The sequence below is a fragment of the Pantoea sp. SM3 genome (assembly GCF_000963995.1).
Classification (GTDB): Bacteria; Pseudomonadota; Gammaproteobacteria; order Enterobacterales; family Enterobacteriaceae; genus Pantoea; species Pantoea rwandensis_B.
The window spans coordinates 1-17,100 of sequence record NZ_JZRD01000042.1 but is presented as its reverse complement, the minus strand read 5'-3'; the positions used below and the strand labels follow the sequence as shown (position 1 = coordinate 17,100).

The 17,100-nt window shown below is 48.6% G+C and carries 14 protein-coding genes and 2 pseudogenes; 6 read left to right on the top strand and 10 right to left on the bottom strand.

Features of this window, described 5'->3' with window-relative positions:
• Positions 1-1,136 precede the first annotated feature (1,136 nt).
• The 3 genes from VI01_RS21755 to VI01_RS25475 all read left to right on the top strand — a co-directional run bounded on the left by VI01_RS21755 (position 1,137) and on the right by VI01_RS25475 (position 3,427).
• A complete protein-coding gene (locus VI01_RS21755) occupies positions 1,137-1,643 on the top strand; it encodes a DinB family protein (RefSeq protein WP_045816598.1) in 507 nt (168 codons plus the stop codon).
• Positions 1,644-2,096: 453 nt separating this feature from the next.
• Positions 2,097-2,273 carry a DUF3606 domain-containing protein gene (locus VI01_RS25075; protein WP_075564127.1) on the top strand — a complete coding sequence of 59 codons (177 nt, stop codon included), beginning with the start codon at positions 2,097-2,099 and terminating at the stop codon, positions 2,271-2,273.
• 617 nt (positions 2,274-2,890) lie between these two features.
• A complete protein-coding gene (locus VI01_RS25475) occupies positions 2,891-3,427 on the top strand; it encodes a hypothetical protein (protein ID WP_231638573.1) in 537 nt (178 codons plus the stop codon).
• Between the two features lie 213 nt (positions 3,428-3,640).
• Here VI01_RS25475 and VI01_RS21745 read toward each other — a convergent pair whose 3' ends face one another.
• Both VI01_RS21745 and ptsJ read right to left on the bottom strand, forming a co-directional pair.
• On the bottom strand, positions 3,641-4,360 hold the full coding sequence (locus VI01_RS21745) for a type 1 glutamine amidotransferase (RefSeq protein ID WP_045816597.1): 720 nt from the start codon (positions 4,358-4,360) through the stop codon (positions 3,641-3,643).
• Positions 4,361-4,384: 24 nt separating this feature from the next.
• Entirely contained in the window at positions 4,385-5,713 is a 1,329-nt protein-coding gene (ptsJ, locus tag VI01_RS21740) for a transcriptional regulator PtsJ (protein WP_045816596.1), read from the bottom strand.
• Between the two features lie 69 nt (positions 5,714-5,782).
• Here ptsJ and VI01_RS25775 point away from each other — a divergent pair, with 69 nt between their 5' ends.
• Entirely contained in the window at positions 5,783-5,971 is a 189-nt protein-coding gene (locus tag VI01_RS25775) for a hypothetical protein (protein WP_045816595.1), read from the top strand.
• Between the two features lie 323 nt (positions 5,972-6,294).
• Here the strand turns inward: VI01_RS25775 and VI01_RS24585 are convergent, their stop codons facing one another.
• The 7 genes and pseudogenes from VI01_RS24585 to VI01_RS21695 all read right to left on the bottom strand — a co-directional run bounded on the left by VI01_RS24585 (position 6,295) and on the right by VI01_RS21695 (position 10,604).
• A complete protein-coding gene (locus VI01_RS24585; RefSeq protein ID WP_052697020.1) occupies positions 6,295-6,714 on the bottom strand; it encodes a hypothetical protein in 420 nt (139 codons plus the stop codon).
• 278 nt (positions 6,715-6,992) lie between these two features.
• Positions 6,993-7,205 carry a hypothetical protein gene (locus VI01_RS21720; RefSeq protein ID WP_045816593.1) on the bottom strand — a complete coding sequence of 71 codons (213 nt, stop codon included), beginning with the start codon at positions 7,203-7,205 and terminating at the stop codon, positions 6,993-6,995.
• 364 nt (positions 7,206-7,569) lie between these two features.
• Positions 7,570-8,067: a DoxX family protein gene (locus VI01_RS21715; RefSeq protein ID WP_045816600.1), complete on the bottom strand. Its 498-nt coding sequence runs from the start codon at positions 8,065-8,067 to the stop codon at positions 7,570-7,572.
• A gap of 163 nt (positions 8,068-8,230) precedes the next feature.
• A pseudogene (locus VI01_RS21710) lies at positions 8,231-8,782 on the bottom strand (sensor histidine kinase); the annotation flags it as partial.
• 318 nt (positions 8,783-9,100) lie between these two features.
• Positions 9,101-9,460, bottom strand: coding sequence for a hypothetical protein (locus VI01_RS21705; protein ID WP_052697018.1), 360 nt, complete (start codon positions 9,458-9,460; stop codon positions 9,101-9,103).
• A 24-nt stretch (positions 9,461-9,484) separates the two neighbouring features.
• Entirely contained in the window at positions 9,485-9,880 is a 396-nt protein-coding gene (locus tag VI01_RS21700) for a tautomerase family protein (protein WP_045816592.1), read from the bottom strand.
• A gap of 97 nt (positions 9,881-9,977) precedes the next feature.
• Entirely contained in the window at positions 9,978-10,604 is a 627-nt protein-coding gene (locus VI01_RS21695; RefSeq protein ID WP_045816591.1) for a glutathione S-transferase family protein, read from the bottom strand.
• Between the two features lie 65 nt (positions 10,605-10,669).
• Between VI01_RS21695 and VI01_RS21690 the strand changes: the two genes are divergently transcribed.
• Entirely contained in the window at positions 10,670-11,623 is a 954-nt protein-coding gene (locus tag VI01_RS21690) for a LysR family transcriptional regulator (protein WP_082082089.1), read from the top strand.
• Positions 11,624-11,677: 54 nt separating this feature from the next.
• Here the strand turns inward: VI01_RS21690 and VI01_RS21685 are convergent.
• A pseudogene (locus VI01_RS21685) lies at positions 11,678-11,902 on the bottom strand (AraC family transcriptional regulator); the annotation flags it as partial.
• A 418-nt stretch (positions 11,903-12,320) separates the two neighbouring features.
• Between VI01_RS21685 and VI01_RS21680 the strand changes: the two are divergent.
• Complete coding sequence (locus tag VI01_RS21680) at positions 12,321-16,895, top strand: ATP-binding protein (RefSeq protein ID WP_045816588.1); 4,575 nt, start codon at positions 12,321-12,323, stop codon at positions 16,893-16,895.
• The last annotated feature ends 205 nt before the right edge of the window (positions 16,896-17,100 follow it).

The window sequence follows — 17,100 nt, the reverse complement described above, 5'->3', positions numbered from 1 at the left end:
GCATAGAGGGATTCACCGTGTTCAGAGCATAGCAGCCAGTCAGCTTTGTTTTCTGACATCACAAAAAATAGTGAAGCAGGACGTTATCTACTGCTGCAGCCATTGAATCAAAAAACCTGAATTTATTTTTTATAAACTACCGGATACATTTGGGAGAATGTGATTCTGGTTAACAATATTCGCCAATTGACTGACAAAGAGAAGGAAATAACTGAAATGATTGTGCTGAGAAAAAGCCCGATGGCGGCCAGGTTGTTCTGATTAGTCAGGTCAATAGGGGGGAACCGGAAAAACCAGCCCATTTTGGACCAGTAAGCACTTGTTCTGAAGCCAGATAATATCACCTCGGCACTACCAGTGTTACGCACTGGCCCCTGCTTCCGGACAGCTGCGAAACGAAAAAAACAGGTCAAATCGCCAGGTCTGGAAAAAAATCCCGGGACGGTACCCGGGAAAAAGATTCAGTTTCCATTACACCCAAATCCGGAGGAGTTCCGGACCGGAAATAACTATAGACAGAATAGAAGGCGTGTCAAAATTTTTCGATAAATCATGTTTTTGGCAAATGCGCATGGGATATTTTCTTTCAACATGCAGCAGGCTTACCCGGCCTTATGTATCTATGCAATACATTCTTTTTTAAAACTTCGAACCCTGTACGCAATATCCTGAACGAATAGCACCGAGAGCCAACCACAATAAGCAGTCCCGCCCGGTAGACTTTGTGCGCAGACTACATGACTCACCGTCGCAATGAGCTGTTTTATTCACATCCATACAATCAGGCAGTACGTTACTCGTGGTCGGACCTTAGCTGTGAATACCTGACCCTGCCAGAATTTTTTTCACCGGGCTGTCATGATCCCCTCAGGCGACTACACTCAGATGCGCCTCACCGCCCTTACTCACCTGCAGGCACTTACCGGAGGCATCACCCTGTCCTGCCGCCGGTATGGAAGGTATATCCTGTGCATTGCATTAAGGTGTGAATGTGAATTCTCAGCCTGAAACCCTTCTGTCGTAGAAAAGACTGGCAGCGATAAGCTCCGGATTGTCAGTCTCAGTCCACGCCGGATTAATTAAATGTTTACTTCACGCTACCGCTATGCCGGACGTGCTGACGCTCTGGAAAAATTATGCAAAGAGTTACCGCCCTGACGTTACTGAGATATAAGCACTGGATGGATGCCGGGATGCTCAGCGCCATTGCCGAAACGGACGCGCGCCGTTTCCGCGCTGAACGCCGGGAAATGCTCAGGCTCATGTACCACATGCACGCCACTGACATGCTCATTCGTGCCAACCTGAAGGGGGAAGCGCCATATTGGCCGAATATCAGACCGCGCAGGCCGCCTGAGCAAGCAGTCCTGGTGCCGTGCATGCTGGCCTGCTCCGGCTGGTTCATTGAATATGCGGCCGGCATGACGGCGGAAGCCTGGGATCGCCCCATCATTTATCGGCGCAGAGACGAAAAGATGGCGCAGACAAGCCCCCTCAGCCTTATCGAGCAGGTGATACTGCATGGTACGCGACACCGCGGCGCGGTGAGCTGGCTTATCAAAGCGTGTGGCATTCAGCCCCCTCAGGACGTGGTGTCACATTTTCTGCGTAAACAGATGACGTCTTTCGACACAAGGGGCTGAAGGAATGGCGATAATCCCAAAGTTTTGCCGCAAATCCGGCCGTTTCGACAAAATCGGGCGAATTAAGGCATGAGGCCTGCTAATCAATCACTGATAAAGTTGCAGCAGAAAAGTTAACAGACTTACACCCAGGGGTTTCTGGATGAGAACATTCCGAAGGAAAGCGGCCTAATCTTAAATAACAATCTTTGTAAATTATAGGGTTACGGATTAGGCAATGCGATGTTAGATTGGAGTGCGACATTAGCAGTGCTTAACCCCACCTCTGCGAGAGAGCGTTGTTCCGGCGTGAACAAAACAGGCCCACTGATACTCATTAAGTGGGCTTTTTTTTGATAAAAATTTTTGCTCATCACGGTCAGTCATTTCAATTTTAATCCTCTCAATTTCAGTGCCATTCTTCGCCTGCCTCACACAGCAAATAAGCCGTTTTGTCCTTAATCCGGGGTTTTGATGAGTTATATTTTTCACCGCCGCGAGCCGGAAGATAAAAAGATCATTGTGATAAATGAACAATGGCAGATTACACACTGGATGCTCACTTTACAGACTACGCAGGATAAGCTGGTGAAAGCTCTTAAAACGGTGGGCACAGACCCGGAAACCGTTAAGCGCTATCTCCTACACTGAGCTTTCTGACTTACCCACCTCCCGGTGGGTTTTTTATTTATATCGGGCCGCCGTGAACTGTGGGGGATTAAGAACAGGAAAAAGTGGATAAAGAAATCCTGGGCGGATGGCCCGGGAGCAACAGGAGAAAGCACTTCCGGTCTGAGGCCGGCGATGTTTAATCCTGAGAGCACGTCAGCTATTGCAATACGTCACACTGGTGTTAGCACGAGGAGTAACACACGCGATAAGCTTAACGCCCAACGCACTTTTATCTACCAGCAAGCGTCTGTTCTGACGGCGCAGCGGTTTATCCGGCAAATGGCTTAACTCCGGATATGCTCATGCAACGTGCTGATAAAGCCATGTATCAGCAGAAGGTGAAGGGAAAAAACGGGTTTCGTTTATCTGAAGAAAGGAATGGTATGGATAAAAAGCAGGATGACATATTCATCTGATCATTATGTACAGGGCGGACGAAATATGACAGGTAACAAAGGAATTTCATGAAAACACCACACCTGCTGATGTCACTCACCTTAACGGTCATGCTTGCGGGTTGCGCGACGCCACCTGCGTCACTCCCGACCGGCGTTGAATACAATTAACCCGTTCCCGGTGAGACCAGTATCGCTTACATGGGTGATGCTGTTATTAAATCTACGACGGGGCTGGTCGGGGATGCACTGGAATTAGGAAGCGCGAAAGGCACCTTTTCAACTGTCGCCTCGGGAACGTATTGCCATGTGGATGGTAATGTGTACCGGAACTACGATAATCCGCTGGCGGTAGGTCTGATTAACATCTATGGCCATGTCGTTAACTACCAGGATTACGTCACCTACGATGCCGCAAAAAATACAGTCAGCCCGCCAAATCACACGACTTATACATCCTCTGAAATATCGATAAAACGCGTGCCGGATGGAGTCTGTAAATTAAGTAATGCGCCAGTAAAAAGCATTGAGTACAACGGTAATGCCGGGGGGGTGATGAAATTTACCTATCGTGAGATTTCCGTCACCCGAGGAGAAACAACCTCTGACTTTACCATTGATGCGAAAGGGAGTGACGTCGTCACCTATAAAGGTGCACGATTCAAAGTTATCAGCGCGGATAACACGTCAATAAAATATACCGTGTTGTCTGGGTTTACCCGAAAAGATAAGTTCTGAATCTAACCCTCTGAGGGGGCAAGAACAAAAGAATTGTCATCCTTTCGGTATAGGAACTCTGGGGAAGTTTATGCGTCAGTCTGGGAACAGGCTTTTCAAGGTGCGTAACTTCCCCAGATTTCCCTCAATGCTAAAACATAGGGATTGGGCGAAGAACAATGCGGCATTCGCTGGCCAGGAAAGTCACTACATTCGCCACCTCGTAGGGTTTGGCTAAGCGGATTGGTAGCGAGCTTGTAACTTATCCAGGAACCCAAACAGGACCTGATTCATTTCGCTGTAATCGTGTGCGCGAAGTTCTTCTGGCGTGTTAACGAAGCGATATTCTGCGGCGCGGCTCAGGTCCTTTTCGGAATGCGCGATCAGCAGGTCAACAACATCAAGCGTCAATTCCATATGGCATTGGAAACCAAATACGCGATCTGAGTACGCAATGATCTGGCGCGGGCATCCCTCACTGTAAGCGATGATTTTTGCATCCGGGGTCAGGCCCGGCATGTCATTGTGCCAATGCCCCACTTCTAACGTTTTGGCAAAATGAGAGAACATCTCATCCTTGCTGCCTTCTTCCGTCAGTGTGATCGGGAATTTACCAATCTCTTTTTCCGGGCTGTAAGCAAACGGCGCGCCGAGTGCTTCACCGATGAGTTGTGAGCCGAGGCAAATGCCGATGACAGCTTTGTCGGTTTTCACCGCAGAAGCAATCAGCGCCTGCTCAGCTTTCGCATCGAAGTGCGGACATTCTTCACGTGTGGTGGCAGGATCCTGCGGGCCGCCCATGACGATCAGAAAATCAATACCTTCCGCGTCAGCGGGTAACGTATCGCCTGCGTAGACGCGTGAATAAGTGACATCATGACCCTGATTTCTGGCCCATGTTTCATAAGCACCCGGTGCTTCAAAATCTTCATGTACGATGAAATGTACGTGCATTACAGAGAACTCCATAAGTGATATTCAAGCCCTATTGATGGCTTGAATCTGACGTTGCTGTGCCAGAATACCGGCCAGAGATTTAGCAATTGATTCAGTTTCCGGTTCATCAAGGTCAGAAACGGTGATCCTTACCCCAGAGCAGGTATTATCCAGGATGAAACCTTCTCCAGGCCGAATCAACCAGCCCCTGTGCGCCATTTGCATAACCGTTGTCGCGCTGCTTTGTGCTAGCGGAACCCATACGTTAAAGCCATCGTGATGGTCTGAAACCGTGACACCCTGTTGTTGCAATGCACTAACAAGCCGCTGCCGTTGGCCGAGATAACGCTCACGGGCGGCCAGCATTGAGGGTTTAAAGCCAGGCGAACTCATGTAACCCGCTGCCATATCTTGCAGAATATGGCTTACCCAGTTGGTTCCGGCATTCAGGCGCTGGCGCAGACGCTGTGAGGTTTCCGCATCGCTTGCCACAAAGGCCATACGTAAATCAGGTCCTAGAAACTTGGACATCGAGCGGATGAGCACCCAGTTACGGGTATTTGCCGGCACAACGTGGTGATATTCCTGTGATGAGAGTAGCGAAAAATGGTCATCCACGATCACCAGCACCTGGGGATAACTTGCCAGCAAGGTACGTATACCTTCAGCCCTGCCCGCACTGAGACCAAATCCGGTCGGATTGTGGGCGCGAGGCGTGATGATCACTGCCTGTACGCCAGCAGAAAGTTGACGTGACAGCGCCTCAATCTGCATTCCTTCCACATCGATAGCCACGGGCGCAGCCTCAAGGCGGCTGTGCCGTAGCGTACTGATGCTGCTGAGAAAACAGGGATCTTCGACAGCCACGCGATCGCCTGCAATCAGGTAGCTGGCAAGCACCCTTTCAACGGCATCTACAGCGCCGTTAGTCAGGTTTAAATCAAACGGGGTGTTCAGATCGGGCTGCAGCCATTTAATGCCTATTGTTTCAAGCTTCGGGCGAAGCAAGGTTTCACCGTACAGACCCGGGGTATTGGCAATATACGTAGCCAGTTGGCTGACCGGGGGAAGAACCGAAGCCGATGGGTTGCCGCTGGCAAGATCGCGCAGGACCAGGTCGGGCGCGCTACCTTCGATATCAATGGCCGCGATGGGTTCGCGTACCATCGTGCCGTTTCTGCCTCTCGATATGACAAAACCGGCGTCCGTCAGGCGCTTATATGCCAAAGCAACCGTATTACGGTTGATACCCAGCTCACTTGCCAGCTCACGTAGAGTCGGCAGAACAGTACCCGGAGCCAGTTCTCCTGCCTGGATCATTGCGCGGATCTGGTCGAAAATATCACCCGCTGTTTTTCCATTTATCTTCATTGATCTGGTTCAAATAAAAATTTAGCCTAGGACAATGTTAATGGAGTGCCGAGCCCTTGTCTATACGCTATGAAAAACATCGAAAACAGCACCAAACCCTCTGCAATAGCTGATACGCAGCCCCGCCACGAGATGCACAATCGCTGGCCCCGTGCGGAAAGCGTGCAGGATTTCATCGACAACCTGGCTGCCGTTCAGTCCCGTGTTGATGCCGCCTGCCTGCGAGTTGATGATCACTTCTGGCCCACAGCAGGATAAGGCAATGCTTCCCAATCATCCTGCAAAATAGCGCTCAGGCCGAAGCGCTTATCAGCAAGCTTCAGAGCGTCCTTTGTGCCGAAGACGGATGGACTTCTGTAAGGTGGGGTATCTGACCAAGAGAAGCGCATCCTTGAGAGCAGCCCCGCTGGCATCAAACTTATCAGCAGTGAAAAACTCTTCCGCAAAGTTTGAATTTATCTCACTTAACCGCTAATTCCACGCCAGCAGGAAGCGACGGCCGGATGTTTTCTGGGCGCTTGCGCCCCTTTTTATCACACAGTCAGCGAGTCCCTTCCTTGCTCCGACTCACTTGCCTGGTGCTACTTTGCCTCCGCTATCTCAGCGGCTGTGATACGCCCGCTCCGGCTGTTCAGATGAACCACATAGATGTCATGGTCCCCAGATTTGATCCAGACACTGGGATCGGATTCAGTGAAACCATACCCTTTAAGCGCTTCCTTTCCAGCAGACAGTTTTTGCCCCGTAACGCTGTCCCGTAGAAATTCCGTCACCTCATGGCGTTCTCTATTTGCCGCTGCCTGAAGGGTATGCATCGCCGCTTTGTTTTGGGCTTTGCTCTTGCGAATATCGCAGCCATTTCCTGCGGTTTGCTGCGTACAGCCCGACCGTTCTAACTGCAGTCGGAAAGCCTGGCTGATGGCGAACGCATTCGAAGCGGCAAATAACAACACCGCCGTCAGCGCAATCAGTGAAAGATTTATCGCTTTATTGATGTTCACTTGGTGATGCCTCCTCAAAAAACCACGTTATCGAAGCCTGGCGATAACGTGTAAATATCGACAGTCGTGTCATAAAAGAGTCGAAACGTCCGACCCTCAGCGAAAAGCCGGATGGTTCGCGTTCTGTCGTCCCACATGATGGCGTCAACCGTGATGCGAAATTTCCCCAGCATCAGGGTATGCCCTTGCTGAAGATGCTCGGCTCGGATGCTGGTCGTCAAAACGTCAGCCTGTATATCTGTCATAAACACCTCGCACGTCCTACGTTCACGCTAAATTCAAATCTTGTCGGTGAGGTACTGAAGCACGCAGCACAAGACACCAAGAAACAGTGTGCAAGCTGCAGAAATTGCAAACGGAAGGGGATGTGACGCTATCCACAGATGCAGGGGATGGTCATCTGGCGCGGCCAGCTCAGCGGCGATCAAACCGACAATCATCGGGACAATGGTCAACAACGCAATGCCACTGAGTGGGGTTAAAATGAACATTTATTTCGCGCCTCGAAAATAGTTTTCGCGCGCATTTTGTGCAAAAAATGCGGGGGTAATTTTGATCTGAATCAAAAACAGATGGGGTGGCTAACTTTCAACTTACGTTTCTTTACGTAAAAAGTAAGCATGTTTTTGTTTCTATTATAGAAATAATTAAGCGATTAGCACAAATATAATTGTGTATTTTGCACTTGCAATCGCATTTGGCATCTCCCAGTTCATGCCGGAAAAAGGGCCGCTGGGGGTGAGCCGGATTGTGCGATCAAGAGTCATGAAATGGATTTGCTAACCATCCGTCGGTGGTCAAAGCGATGCATCGCTGAACCGTTGGGGGCCACCGGCCCCCACAGCCTGATTAAAATTATTTACCACGATGCAATAACCGCCTACGCAGTATAGCTTCAACTGAGAAAGGGCCTGCTCCGCCAATCACGAGCGCAAGAATACTGGCGATATAAAGCAGATCGGTTTCATAGCCGGGCTGACCGAAATGCGCTCCCATCGCGTCATAGGAAAGCAGTTTAATTGAAGAGAAACCATAGGGTAGATGCGCTGTGAAAATAGCCACCAGCAATATAATAATGGCCGGGATGGCAGCCAATGGAACAAACGCGCCAATCAATATCAATGCACCGCAGAGAATTTCCATGACCACTGTCGCCCACCCCAGTAGTTCAGGAAAAGGAAGGTGCATGGCAACTAATATTCCCACAAAGGCATCCCCTCCACGTAATAACTTCGCGAAGCCATGCTGTAAAAAACCAAAACCGACAATCAACCGTAACGGAATGGCAAAAAAGTTTGCAGGGATAGCGACAGGCGAAACAATAACGCCCGTTAAAATCGAGGATAATTTCATTACACAAACTCTATTTAGATGAAATGACATATTCACGGATGTGAACAACACTTCCTCAGAGATAAAAATAACGCCAAATATAAAATAATAAACATGTCACATAAGGCGGTAATTTCTTACCGCTCTTAGAAAAATTGTAAAACACACTTTTATCTGACCAAATTTACAAGGGGACAAATATCCTGAAACAAGCGCCTGGCGCCTCTATCAATGAAATATCTCCCTGGTGAAGTTGCAGCATACGTCTGACAATCACCAGGCCTAATCCTCCGTTGTCGCGGCGGGTAGGGTCAGTGATGGAAGGACGCTCAAACAGGGTTTCACTGACAGCAGGAGAGATTCCGGGGCCACTGTCTTCCAGTTCCAGCATCACTTTTTGCTCCTGTCTCCAGATGCGCAGCTTAATCACGCCGCCAGAGGGAGTATGGCGAATAGCGTTGTCCACCAGATTAGTGAGCACGCGCTCGATCATCGACATATCGGCATCCACAAGCGGAATTCCTGGCTCTATGTCGAAATGAAAATCCAATTGAGACTTTTCAATCGCCAGCTCAAATTTTTGCATCACATCCTGTACTAAGTCAGAGAGTGAAAAGCGCTCACGCTGCGGCGTCACCACGCCATGCTCCAGACGCGCCAGTTCAAAAAGTTGTTGAGCCAGCATCCCCACCTTCTCACTTTGTGTCAGGGCAATCTGCAAATAGCGGCTACGTTCTATCTGCTTCCTGCCAGCTCGACATTGCATGTCACAGGATGCTCAATGTTAATGGAGGGTAAGAACCGAATTTTTCTGGGCTCTCTCTACTGGACTTAACAGGCGCTCAGTGTGGCCCGACGACACAGCCCGGATGTTTCTTTCTGCCCATACTGCCTTGGGGATTTTGTTTAAAAAGAAAAAGCGGGACTTGCCTGTCTGTGGAGATCTTTAGTATGGCTATCCGCCGGGTAAAAGGTGTCCCTGTCCGTGCGGATAGCTATTGGTACCCATAATTCCTTAATTCGGATAGGGTGTTAATTCAATGATAACCTGACATCAAGATCGTTGAACGGGCAGCGAACCAAAAGATTGACTGACGGGCATCATTTCAATCGTATTGATATTGATATGAGAGGGAAGAAGCGATACCCATTTAACTGTTTCAGCGATGTCATCAGGCATCAGCGCGTTTGCCCCTTCATAAAGTTTATTCGCGCGGGTTAGATCGCCGCTAAACCGACTTGTCGAGAATTCCGATCCCCCAACCAAACCGGGCTCGATAGTGGATACCCGAACCCCGGTGCCGATGAGGTCTGCACGTCGGCCCGCTGCGATGACCCGATGTCCGTTTGAAACGAACATTCGTGTAATGGCGGCTCCGAGGCCTGAGGTCGCAGCTGTGACTAAAATTCTCATGACTGGACCTTTAAAATTCTTATTTCAGACACTGCCTTCCTCAACGTAGGAAGCCACACCATTACCGAAAGACCAGTCTGGCTTATCGTTATTTGAAATAAAGACCTGAACATCTTCCTTACGGATCCCGCAATCAGAAAATAGCCGATCTGCTATGCCGTTAAACAGCGCCTGTCTCATCGATGTATCACGCCAGCGGTTAGCTAAGATATGAATGAACACAATGTCATCAGTGCGCTCAATGTTTAAGAAATTCTGACTGTAGAAAAGGGAATCCTTGTCATATTGATCAATGACCTGAAAGCGATCATCAATCGGCACGGTATAGGTCTCTACAAGCGCCTGGTGAACTCCATCTGCTATCGCGCGCAACTGCGCAGGGGTCTTACCTTTAATTAGAGAAATTCTGACGAATGGCATTAGCTTTATCCTCTGGTGGTTTAAGAGACGATGTTTTAATCAGGTCATTACAAGTGATGACAATCTGATCAGGATTGGTGCTGCCCCATGACGCCGATTATGTTAATGGCGTCATTACGGCGGCCTGATAAGCGGGTCGTTGCTTCAGCCGGTCATACCAAGTGCGCAGATGTGGCATATCCGCACGTTCGATAGGCATTTCGAACCAGCCGTAAATGAAACACCCCATTGGGATATCGCTCATGTTAAAGGTGCTACCAGATAAATAGGATTGTGCTGATAGCGTGTCCTCGACAATGGTCAGCAACTTTTTTATCGTTTTCACCCCATGGCGAATTTTCTCCCAGTCGCGTTGATCTTCAGGAGTTCGTACCACGGCGTTAATGAGGAAGCGGAAAGGCTCAGTTAACGCAGACGTTGTCCAGTCCATCCATTTCTCAGCGGAGGCACGTGTCTGGATATTGACTGGATAAAGCCCGGAACCAGCACCGTATTGAGCGGACAAATAGCGAACGATTGCATTAGATTCCCATAGGATAAACGAGCCGTCCTCCAGTAACGGCACCAGGCCATTGGGATTCTTTTCCAGATAATGTGGTTGATCAGTAATACCAAAAGGGCCACCTGCATTGATGGATTCGTAGGTAAGCGCCAGCTCTTCAGCCGTCCAGATGACTTTACGTACATTTGCAGAGTTTGTTCTGCCCCAGATTTTCAATTTCATGATTTTCTTCTCCTAACCGGAAACTTCAGATCTGAAGGGGAAATCCGCCTCAGGGCCGGCCTTAGATGAATTATGCTGCAACCCTATCCATCTCAAAAGCCGTAATATATGATGTCTTCCATCGATTTTCCCGGGAGATAAAGATGCATCATGGGTTCGATTTAGAGCAGCTTAAAACGCTCATTGCGTCAGCAGATGCAGGTAGTCTGACGGCGGCGGCAGCATTACGTTTTCGTTCGCAATCAGCGATAAGCGAGCAATTAAATAAGCTTGAAGAGGCCGCTGGGACACAGTTGATGATTCGCAGCAAACAAGGTGTTCAGCCCACCCATGCTGGTGAACGGCTTATAACCCATGCACGTGAAATCCTGGCGCTATCAGATGCGGCATGGCGAGACATGCACGGTGTTTCAGTAGAGGGAGAAGTCAGGATTGGTATTTCTGATTACTTTCAGACTCGTTACATGGTGAGGCTGCTAGCCAAAATTAATCATCAGTATCCCAATCTGAAAATGTCGACACAGATTGCAAAGAGCGACGACATTGTAAATGCTTACAGTAAAGGCGATGTTGATATTGTAATCATTCTGCGTGCGACAGAGTCTGATCATCCATCGCTGCCTAATGCAGTAGCCCTCCGCAGCGAACCGATGCTCTGGGTGGCAGCGCGTGATCAGCCCATTTTTCCTGACCACAACGCTATTAAAATTGCTTTACTGTCGGAAACTTGTTCACTACACAGACTGGCCCGTAATGAACTGACCCGTCATGGTATTAAGCATACCGTTGCTCACATAGCTTCGGGTGTAGCAGGCCTTCAGGCTGCTGTAGCGGCGGGCCTGGGCATAGGCTGTCTGAATGCTTCGGCAGTCATAGAAGAACAGATGGTTGAAGTGACCGGATTGCCAGCACTTCCGGCAGCCACTATTTTTTTACTGCCGCCTGATCCGCAAAAAGGACAATTAACCGAGCGGTCAGAGGCAGTGGTACAGGCAGTCGTTGCGACGTTAGCCCCATAAACTTAATGCGATGAAACAAATATGTACGCCTGCGGCGGAGGCGGTGATCTACAGGCGAACAATTAACATGTGCGCCTGATGCAGGTACACCAATTTCACATAATGCATCGGCGGCATCCGGGCTATCGCTTTAAAATGTTTATGAAACGTCGGTACGCTAATGCCGGATTCCATCGCCAGTTGAGTCAGCGTCAACGACTTCGCGTCAGTAGCATGGATGCGCTGTAACGCTTTGCAGTTTTCGCCAAACTGGCCCTGTAAGGCCAGCACGGCGCGCATCTCGACTCATTACAATGGAGAGATTTCAAATTATGAAAGATCTCTATCGGCTAATCATGGAATCAAATAAGGAGATAAATAATTATTTCGAGGCCCGCTTCCCGTCCTGAGATTTTTAGCGCCACTTGTTTGTCTGCTGTGTGCCAGAAGCGGACGCTGCTAACAACAGCCTGTGTTGAACAACAGGGAGCAGGTCAGGTATGTATTTAAATGGGTTTTAACCCATATGATTTGGAGTGAGCAGAACATAAATGCTTTGTTTGAAAATCGCCAAAAATATAACAAACCATTAATGGTTGTTAAAGTAAGCATAATTCGCGTTCAGGCATGGTTACATCAGGGTCCTGACCCATTCAAAATGCAGGTCGATGTGGCATATTGATAAAAGTTAACCATGCCCTCTGACAGGGACTAATTTATGAGTGTTGCTGGGATACGTTCAAATCGTGGTGATGGATACCAGACTTTAGTGGCCTTTGAGTGGGCATTAATGGTGTTATCCAATCCAGATTTCCTATGGATTGAGGTCGACTCGATAGACTACTCGGTTGATGATGTCGTCGTTGGCAAAACGGATGGCCACCTCATCGCCTGTCAGTGCAAAAAAAATCACCCCGATTTCAAAGCTTGGACACTAACTGATCTTGGTGCCGAACTGGATAAAGCCTTCCTGCTGCTGTCCAGCAATCCACAAGCGAATGTCCGTTTTTATTCGCGCAGCAATTTTGGTGATCTCGCCAAACTCAAAGAGCACCGCTCCTCTCAGTCAGATGCTAAACGTTATGAACAGAGTTTGGGCATTGCACAGCACCGCGTTAATGAAACCTTGTCAAACCAGCTGGTAAAAATTGCGCCTGAACTTTCAACATTTGAATTTCTGTCCAGAACCAATTTCATTACCACCAACGATCTTGACCAAATGGAGCAGCAGTTGCGGGAGCGTTTACAGTTCATCGTGAGTAATCCGGATGCTGCGTTTAATGCACTCTGGGTGAGCCTGGAAAAACTTGGAGCGCGCATGGAGGATTTCGGCCCGTCTACCTCTGCGCAACACCGCTTAACCAAAAATGACCTGCGGATGATTGTCCAACAGGCCGGTTCATTCCTGGTTCCGCCAATGGAACTCGCAGCAATACGTCGCTCGTTTTCAGGTACGTCTTCGATTGGCCGGGCATGGCGCAGACATATTGCCGGACAGCGAATTGTTAACCCAGTCATTGATAAACTGCTTATCGCTGTAGATGCGAGAAAAAGGGCCATTCTGCTGACAGGCCTTCCTGGCTCAGGTAAAACCTGTGTGATGCTTGAATTGCAAGAGATCTTAGAAGAGAGAGCAACAACGGATTCTGGCATTCAACCTCTTTTTATTCAGTCACGCGAATTCGCCGATGTGACCACCCCGGAAGAGCGCCAGGCTCAGGGATTATCGCTGCAATGGGTTGAGGAAGCGGCGAGACTCGCAGAAAACACTCACGTCGTAATTATTATTGATTCTTTAGATGTGTTGTCTATCGCCCGGGAACATCGTGTACTGCAGTATTTTCTTGCGCAGATTGACCGGCTGCTTTTAATTCCTAATCTCACTGTTGTTACTGCATGTCGCGACTTTGACAGACATTACGACAGGCGCATTGCTGAGCGGCATTGGGATTGTGAATTTCAATGTCCGCGATTGGAATGGGACACGGAGGTCGCTCCCTTGCTCGCTAAGCTTTCTATAACATCGACAGATATTGATGGTGTCACCCGCGAACTGATAAGCAATCCCCGGGAGTTAGCCTTATTTGTCGAGTTAGCCATGCGGGGAGGCAGTTTCAATGCTGTAACCAGCCAGGCACTGGCGCAACGTTATCTGGATGCAGTTGTGCTTGCCGATAGTGAGTTAGGAGACGGTGCTGTCCGCGCGGTTGAGGTCATTGCTTCGGAAATGCTGCAAAGCAGAAGCCTTGTAATACCTCATCAGCGTTTTAATGCTGCTCATAATATTCGGCGGAAACTGTGTAGCCTCAACGTCTTGCAGGAAACTCAGGATGGCAAGCTGACGTTTGGTCACCAGACCCTGCTGGATGTGCTTGTTATCAGCCATGCGATACGTAATGGCGTCACATTGAATGCATTTATCACCGGTTTACCGCCCGTTCCATTTGTACGCCCGAGCATTCGAAGTTTTATTTCTCAGTTGGCTCAGGGAGATCGACGTGAATTCAGGAAGCAACTTAGAACCGTATTGGTGGGGAAGGCAGCATTTCATATCAGACGTCTGGTGGCAGAATCATTTGCTGAGTATGACCCACAGGATGAAGACTGGTCATTTATATGCGATTTACGCGAAAACTACCGCGATGTATTTCAGGCAATATATGCCAGAGGTGGTTCGATCGAATGGCATCGGTTTTGGATAAAATTCCTGGTGCCCTTCATTAAAATTAACCATGACACAGACGGGTTAGAGATCCATGTTCATCGGATCGCTCATTGGTGCAATGAAGACACTCCCGGTGTGGTGTCGTTCTGGCTGGATGTGCTGGCGCTGGATTGGTTTGATGGCAATAAAATTGCGGATCACCTATCTCTGCACCTGTCCCGCATTCAGTTAGAAAATATGAGCATCGTCACCCCATTACTCAAAAGGTTGTTCACATTACCGCGGTCGGAGCACTTTGCTCTGGGCAGAGTGATTGCAGGATGTGTGGGGGCAGGTGTCGCAGAAGACGCTTTGCTCTGGCGCTATATAACAGATGACGTCAGCGATGAAGATGTACAGGGTTATCGGTTCAATAGTAAGTTGCGTTGTAAGTCTCACGAGTTTGGACATCGAAACGACAATTTTTTTCGTCAACGCATGGTAAATTCCTGCGAGCTGCTCGATTTAGCCATAGGGTCAGTTGAGGACTGGAGCCGGATTAGGGCAACACACCGTGATAATCCCCGCTCAGGTTATCGACACGGGTTTCTGGGCGAAACGTCCTATGACGCTACGCATAGCAAACGGGATGTAGGCCATATTGACGCGTCATTCGTTCTCTTTGATGCTATTGAAGCGGCTATATCCCATCATGCTACTGTCCATTCTGATTGGTGGCAGAAAAACCGTGAGCGGCTGTGTTTTAACTCTGAGGGTTCATTGCTCTATTTCGGCATACTTGCCTGCACGGCATCTTCTAAAACCAATATTGATTTGATAGGCCGCATTCTATGTGACCGTGACATGCTGAAGTTTGAAATCCCTTATGAGTTGGGGGAATTAATACGTTCTGCGTTCCATCTGCTAGCTGTAGAAGTGCAGGATGCCGTGATGACAAGCATTATGACCCTCCGGAGCAGAGGTGCTTTAGGTGAGTCTGATCCCTGGGAAATAAAGAGACTCGCAGAATTTATCGTGCCTGTACCCTGTCATCTTCGTAACGACGAATTGCAGACGGTGCTCGATAACTATGAAAGAACACATGGGACATTGATCCACCAACCTTATATTTATTCAAGAGGTGGCTGGGTTGCACCACCATTTTCGTATGAGGTTTTCCTGAGTATCAGTAATAAAGGAGTACTGCACGTCCTGCATCATTATGATGGCCATACGCAACGGGATTGGGATGATTTTCTTATTGGAGGAGAGAGTGCAGTCGGCAACCAATTGCAATCAGCTTCCTCCCGGCAGCCTTCACGATTTGTAAGCCTTCTGTCTGATTTCTGGCAAGACATACCGCCGACATTTCGTGAAAACATCATGAACGGTGTCGCAACGTACCTGGCCCAACGCTATGGCAATTTGAGAACTAACGAGACATGGACGCCACTGGAAGAACCTGATGCAACTGCTCTTGCAACTCAGATCATAGATGAACTGGAGAGACACCCCACACAGTGGCGCAACACTCGTGCCTCAGCTAAGGCTCTTGAAGCCTGTGCCCATGTAATACAGGACTTGAACACAGCAGAACGGCTGATTTTTCTGGCTGTGAGTTTCTCTGGGTTTGACCGGTATGATCCCTTCGAAAATGATTTCCAGGATTTGATCAATTCAGGTATTAATATGGTTAAGGGGAACGTGGCTGAAGCGCTAATGATCCTGACTGATAATTTTCTTGAGGAAGACCAAAAGCTTCCCGATTTACTGGTTCCTGTACTGCACCGTTTTGCTCTCACGGAGCATCCCGCTATTCGAGCTTTAATATTAAGACGCTTGCCCTTTGTTCAAAGCAAATCCTTTAATTTAGGGTGGGATTTATTCAATATCGCGATGAAAGACAGCCACCGGCTATGGAATATTGCCGAAAGATGCCTTTATTATGCCTACCATAGCCATTTTGACGTCGTAAAACCTTTACTCCTTCGACTTTATCGTGAGGGAGATAATGAAGATCATGTAACTTGGGGACGCATTTCGGCACTGTGTGTAATGACTGGATATATCAGCTTCGATGAATTCATTACCGATCTGAATGAACTGAATTCCAGAGAAGCCTGGCAAGGTGCAGCTAACGTCTGGGCAAATATGGATAATTTTCATCAGCATCGGCAAAAATGCCTGAGAGGACTTGACGCGGGTTTGAATCAGGTCGGGATTCATGCCATAGAAGTTGCACGCCAATTGGGAAAATTATTCAATAGCAAGAAAGGTGTAGTTTTCATACCGATTGAATTAGTTGTTCGCTGCTTTGCAGTTTTCGAGAACGAACCCCCTGATGATAGAAACCGCCATCACCTCTTTAGTTTTAATGAGTGGTTAAATGCGATTTCACAACACGATGCGGTGTATGCCCTGTCTGTTGCGGAGATTTATTTAACCTACTCCTCCAGCAATAGGCAATACATGTTTGATCATAATGGCAATCTCACTCAATTGATGACGCGTTTATTCGCAGAAGCAGAAGAGCGTGAGGAGTCTGATTGTGGCTCTATGCTTCAACGAGTTGTCACATTGCAAGACGTGCTACTTTCCATGGGTGTCGAAGGCGTCAGTGACTGGTTAAAAGCGGCGGAGCGCCCTTAAAGAATTAGGCATTGATCATGAAATTTCCGCAGGACTTTCATTCCTAGACCGCCAAGCCCGAAACGCCGCTTCTGGCTTGGTGGAGCTTACCGGCCTGCCGGTTAGCGCAGTCGGGCTGACGACCTGGTATGCCGGGGGAGCTTAAGGTGGTTTCTGAGGGATGCGTATAATGTCCGCTTTGTGCTGTGAGTTCAATGGCTCGATG